The organism is Desulfuromonadales bacterium (assembly GCA_035620395.1).
GTDB lineage: Bacteria > Desulfobacterota > Desulfuromonadia > Desulfuromonadales > DASPGW01 > DASPGW01.
Genome location: DASPGW010000203.1, coordinates 1 through 5,577 on the forward strand (window position 1 = coordinate 1; position 5,577 = coordinate 5,577).

At 59.5% G+C, this 5,577-nt stretch carries 5 protein-coding genes; all 5 read right to left on the bottom strand.

Translation table 11 applies throughout. The features are described 5' to 3' along the window. On the bottom strand, positions 1–344 hold a 344-nt coding region (locus tag VD811_11130; GenBank protein ID HXV21524.1), incomplete at its 3' end, for an ABC transporter permease. A gap of 82 nt (positions 345–426) precedes the next feature. Further along, the gene (gene lysS, locus VD811_11135) at positions 427–1,908 is read right to left on the bottom strand and encodes a lysine--tRNA ligase (protein HXV21525.1); all 1,482 of its coding nucleotides are present in this window, start codon (positions 1,906–1,908) and stop codon (positions 427–429) included. Between the two features lie 95 nt (positions 1,909–2,003). Continuing rightward, a complete protein-coding gene (locus VD811_11140) occupies positions 2,004–3,212 on the bottom strand; it encodes an Ig-like domain-containing protein (GenBank protein HXV21526.1) in 1,209 nt (402 codons plus the stop codon). 87 nt (positions 3,213–3,299) lie between these two features. Further along, positions 3,300–4,395, bottom strand: a protein-coding gene (gene prfB / locus VD811_11145; GenBank protein HXV21527.1) for a peptide chain release factor 2 whose coding sequence is annotated in 2 segments (ribosomal slippage) — positions 3,300–4,325 and positions 4,327–4,395 — 1,095 coding nt in all. Because the reading frame shifts where the segments join, the coding sequence is not laid out codon by codon here. A gap of 73 nt (positions 4,396–4,468) precedes the next feature. After that, the coding region (lnt, locus tag VD811_11150) for an apolipoprotein N-acyltransferase (GenBank protein HXV21528.1) at positions 4,469–5,577 on the bottom strand (1,109 nt) is incomplete at its 5' end.

Genomic DNA, 5,577 nt, shown 5'->3' on the forward strand with positions numbered 1-5,577 from the left:
TTGACATTGACCGCCGCAACGCTCTGTCGGGAGAGCAGCATTGCCTCTTTGGTCACAAAGGGAGTAGCGGCAATGACATGGGGAGAGATCGCCCTGGCCTTCTCCACTACTTCAGCGAAACCGGCAAAATCCTCGCCGTGCTTCTGGATCAGCACCTGGGGGATATTACCGAGGATCTGCTGGCGAACCCCGTCATGGAAACCGGTCATGACCGCCAGTACGACGATCAGGGCTGCCACCCCCAGTGTAACCCCGGCGATGGAGATGAAGGAGATTACAGAGATGAAGGTCTGCTTGCGCTTGGCCCGCAAGTAACGCAGGCTGACGAATAATTCGTAGGACATCATTCAGGCTCGAGGCTCGAGGCTCGAGGCTCGAGGGGAAGCAAAAAATTTGATGCCTCGGACCTCGCGCCTCGTGCCTGGGTTATTTCTCCGGTCGAAGCTGCGGAAAGAGTATGACGTCCCGAATCGAGGCCGAGTCGGTCAACAGCATGACCAACCGATCGATGCCGATCCCTTCTCCGGCCGTCGGCGGCAGACCGTGTTCCAATGCACGGATGTAGTCCTCGTCCATGGCATGCGCCTCCTCGTCGCCGGCCTCCTTTTCTGCCAGCTGCTTGAGGAAACGATCCTTCTGGTCGAGCGGATCGTTGAGCTCGGAAAAGGCGTTGGCCAGTTCACGGCCGACAATGAAGAGTTCGAAACGGTCGACGACCTCGGGATTGGCGTCGTTTTTACGCGACAGGGGGGAGACCTCGGTGGGGTACTCGGTAATGAAGGTCGGATGCCACAGCTTGGGCTCGGCCACCGCATCGAAGAGCTCGGTCAGCAGCTTGCCGTGTCCGATGTTCTTGTCGAGTTCCAGACCGAGACCGGCGGCCACCCGCAGAAGCTGCTCGCGATCTTCAAGAATCGAAGGATCGATATTGCCGTACTTGACGATCGCCTCGCGCACCGTCAACCGGTCCCAGGGAGGAGTCAGATTCACCTCTTTGCCGCCGTAGGTAAAAACCAGCTTTCCTACCACTTCACTGGCGACGTGGCAGATCAGTTCCTCCGTCAGATCCATGAGGTCCTTGTAGGTGGCATAGGCCTGGTAGAACTCCATCATGGTGAACTCGGGATTGTGCTGGATGGAGATCCCCTCATTGCGGAAGTTGCGGTTGATCTCGAAAACCCGCTCGAAGCCGCCGACGACCAGACGCTTGAGATAGAGTTCCGGCGCAATGCGCAGAAAGAGGTCCATCTTCAGAGTGTTGTGATGAGTTACAAAAGGCTTGGCCGTGGCCCCGCCGGCGATCGGCTGCATCATCGGCGTCTCGACTTCGAGGTAATCCCGCCCCAGCATGAACTGCCGAATCAGGCCGATGATGCGGCTGCGGGCGCGAAAGGTCTCGCCGACCTCGGGATTGGCGATCAGATCGAGATAGCGCTGACGGTAGCGGGTTTCGACGTCGGTCAAGCCGTGCCACTTCTCAGGCAGGGGCTGCAGCGATTTGGTCAGGATGCGGATGGCGTCGGCGCGCAGGGACAGTTCACCGGTCTTGGTCCGAAAGGGGGTGCCTGAGAGCCCGACAATATCGCCAAGGTCGAGCTTCTTGAATTGCTCGAAAACCTCCTCGCCGACTGCATCCCGAGCTACATAAACCTGGAGCCGTCCTTTGCGATCCTGCACCTGAATGAAGGCCGCTTTGCCGAAATCGCGCCGGGCCATGATCCTGCCACCAAGAACATAACGGGCGGCACAGTTCTCGAGGTTGTCGGCATCATGATCGCCGTGGGCGGAAACGACGTCTGCAGTGGTATGGCTGACGGGAAAATCATTGGCAAATGGGTTGATACCCTGCCGGCGCAGCTCTTCCATCTTGGCCCGACGCTGCACCAGGAGTTCGTTCAGTTCTTCCATAAATCCAATACCTTTCATCCCGGTTTCAAGGCCAGCTACCTTATACCGCAGGGGCAGTCAAGTCAAGGAGAAAGCCGGTGCCCGGAGTGGGGAACTCAGTTGACGGTAAAGCTCCAGGTGAAGCCGGGCAGAGCGTTTCCGGCCAAATCGGTAATGGCGGTGGTCAGGGTGGCGATGCAGGCCCCGACAGGGAGCGGCGCAGCCGGAGTGAAGGTGGCCGTCCGGGTCACGGCATTGTAGGTCACCGCACCGTCCACCAGTATTTGCTGACAGGCGACGTTGAATGTGGTGTTGTTAATGGATGTCTCCCGCATCGACTCGTTGAAGACCGCCTGGACCGGCAAGGCAGAACTGACGTTGACGGCAGCGTTCGCCGGGACGGTGCTGATGATCGACGGCGGGACGTTGTCATAAACGATCAGGTCTCGGGCGGTAGCCGTGACACCATTCAGGGTAACGCTTGCGGTGAACGGGTTTTTCCCCGGCTGCAGTTCTGTGAGGGGGCGGCTCCAGGTCGCAGGATTACCGGTCGGGGTCAAATCACCAACAACTGCCGTAGGCGCAAGAACCGGCACCGCCAGATCGTTGCCTCGAGTTCCAGTGACAGACTGATTGTCAACGTTTGTGGGACTGAGAACCTGATCTATCGTGACTACCGGCGCTACGGCAACCACGTTGAGAGCAAGAGTCTTTACCACCTCGGCGACAGCGGGAGCCGGGGGGGTAACTTTTACAGTGACCAGGTAGTTTCCGTTCGACAGCCCGGTATGATCGGCATGCCAATGATCGCCGTTCACAACAGGATCAAGAACAATCGGTGTTGGTCCGGCAGGGGCGGTATTGACTGTTACGGTGAGACTGCCGGCGGCGGCCGGATCGATCAGGCCGCCGATGGTCGTCCCAGTGTTTACGGGAATGGGAGTGACCCAGCGTTCGATGCTCACCGGGTCATAAAGCAGGCTCAACAGCAGTGCGTTCTGGTTGCCGCTGGAATCCGTTGCCAGGATGGTGACGAAATTGCTGCCAGGCGCCAGAGCTTCTATCGTACAGCTCCAATGACCGTCCGCAACCTGCAGGGCATTGACCACGGCAGTGGTGTCGACCGTTACCTGGACAACGGCTCCGGGTTCGAAAGTGCCGGCCAGCTGACGGCTGCGCACTGTACTATTCGGATTGATGTCAGCAATGGTCAAAGCCGGCACCGACTCGTCAGCGTCGTCGCCACCGCAGCCGGCGATCAGAACCGTCAGCAGGAGCAAGAGCATCAAATATCTGCAACTGGATATGGCACGAGCGGTTTGCATCCCGATATCTCCTTGTTCCATCAGTTGGCAACTGATGAAATCGTTAACACTCTCAGAATTCACTTCAAGAACGAATCATCCGGGGCACTATGCGCGGCTGAGCAGATAGGCCTCAATAAACCCGTCCAGATCGCCGTCGAGCACGGCGTCGGTATTGCCCACCTCGAAGCCGGTGCGGTGATCCTTGACCATGCGGTAGGGGTGCAGCACGTAGGAACGAATCTGGCTGCCCCAACCGATCTCCTTCTTCTCTCCGGTAATGGTCGCTGCCTCTTCCTCTTTCTTGCGCATCTCCAGCTCATAGAGCCGGGCCTTGAGCTGTTTCATGGCGGTGGCCCGGTTTTTGTGCTGCGAACGCTCGTTCTGGCAGGCAACGACGATGCCGGTCGGCACATGGGTGATGCGGATCGCCGATTCGGTCTTGTTGACGTGCTGGCCGCCGGCGCCGCTCGAGCGGTAGGTGTCGACGCGCAGGTCCTTATCGTCGATCTCCACCTCCACCTCGTCAGAGATTTCTGGAAAGACGAAGACCGAGCAGAAGGAGGTATGCCGGCGGGCGTTGGAATCGAAGGGAGAGATGCGCACCAGGCGGTGGATGCCGATCTCGGCCCGCAGCCAGCCGTAGGCGTAGTCGCCCTCGACGGTAAAGGTAACCCCCTTCACCCCGGCCTCCTCGCCGGGCTGATAATCTGTGATCTCGGCCCGGAAACCCCTCTTCTCGCAGAAACGCAGATACATGCGAAGCAGCATCTCCGCCCAGTCCTGCGCCTCGGTACCGCCGGCCCCGGCATTGATGCTGACGATGGCATTACTGGCGTCATGCTGACCGGAGAGCATGCGGGCGAACTCCATCTTCGCCACCTTCTGTTCCAGCGCCGGCAGCAGTTCGCGGATCTCCGCCAAAGTCGCTTCGTCCTCTCCCTCTTCACCCAGTTCGGCCAAAACCGAGAGGTCCTCCAACTCCTGCCAGGACTCCTCCCACCCGTCGACCAGCTTCTGCAAAGAGGTGCGCTCCCGCAGCAGCTCCTGGGCCTGGTCACCGCGGTCCCAGAAGCCGGGTCGGGCGATCTCCGCCTCCAATTCAGCCACCCTCTCCTTCTTGGCGGCTATGTCAAAGATACCCCCTCAGCTCAGTGAGCTTACTCTTCAGGTCGTTCAACACTTCCTTCTCTTCACGAAACATGACGGTTCCTCTCGTTATAAGTTGAGGGGGGGATTATAGCGATTGCCCTGTGAATGAGCAAGGGGCTGTTTTCTCAGGTTCTGTCGAGGCGTCGGCGGGTTTTTACCAGCCAGCCGACACTGAGCAGAAGGAACATGACAGGGAAAACATCACCGAAGCGCGTATAGAGCGTCGGCCGGGCGCCCAGACCCACCTCCCCTTGCAGATAGAGGGCTTGGAAAATGGGGCTCTGAGCGATGATGCGTCCAGACGGAGCGATAAAGGCGCTGATACCGGTGTTGGCGGCGCGGGCGATCCAGATGCGGTTTTCGATAGCGCGAAAGCGGGTCATCGCCAGATGCTGGTAGGGGGCCGACGAACGGCCGAACCAGGCGTCGTTGGTAATGTTGACGAGCAGATCGCTTCCCTGGCGAACCCACTCCCGCGCCAGCTCGGGGAAGATGGCTTCGTAGCAGACGAGCACCCCGACCTCGGAGCCGTTCATCGGCAGCGGGCTGATCGTGCCGGGAGAGAAATCGCCGATTCCCACCACCAGTTTGTCGATGAATGGGAGGTATTTCCCCAGGGGAACATACTCGCCGAAGGGGACGAGGTGAACCTTGTCGCTGCGACCGAGCAGTTGTCCGTCACCGGAGAGAAGGAAGGCGCTGTTGAGATAGCGAGGACGGCGATTGACAAACTCATAGGCGGGGCTGCCGAAAAGCAGCCAGGCGTCGGCGGCGCGGGCCGTTGCGACCACTGCATCGCTCAGGGGGCCGGCATCCTGGAAATAGAATGGGGTGGCACTCTCCGGCCAGATCAGGAGATCGGTCTTCTGCTGACGGTTTGCGTCGAGGGAGAGGTTGCCGTAGATCGCGATGGTGTTCTGCTGGTTGGCGGGATCCCATTTGACTGACTGGTCGATGTTTCCCTGGGCCAGCGTGACTGCCAGGGTCCGTTCCCGTCCGTCAAGGTCCTGTTGCAGCCGGAGATAACCGTAGCCGAAATTGGCCGCAAAAAGAATGGTGGCAACAGCAACACCCTTCCAGGGAAGTGTCTGATACGTGCGCCGGGCGAGCGCCCGGACGGTGTCGGCCAGGGTCGCATTGGTCAGGACGAGCAGAAAGCTGAGCCCGTAGACGCCGCAGAGGTCGACCGACTGAATCAGGGCGAGGTGACTCTGCTGTGAATAGCCAAGGCTGG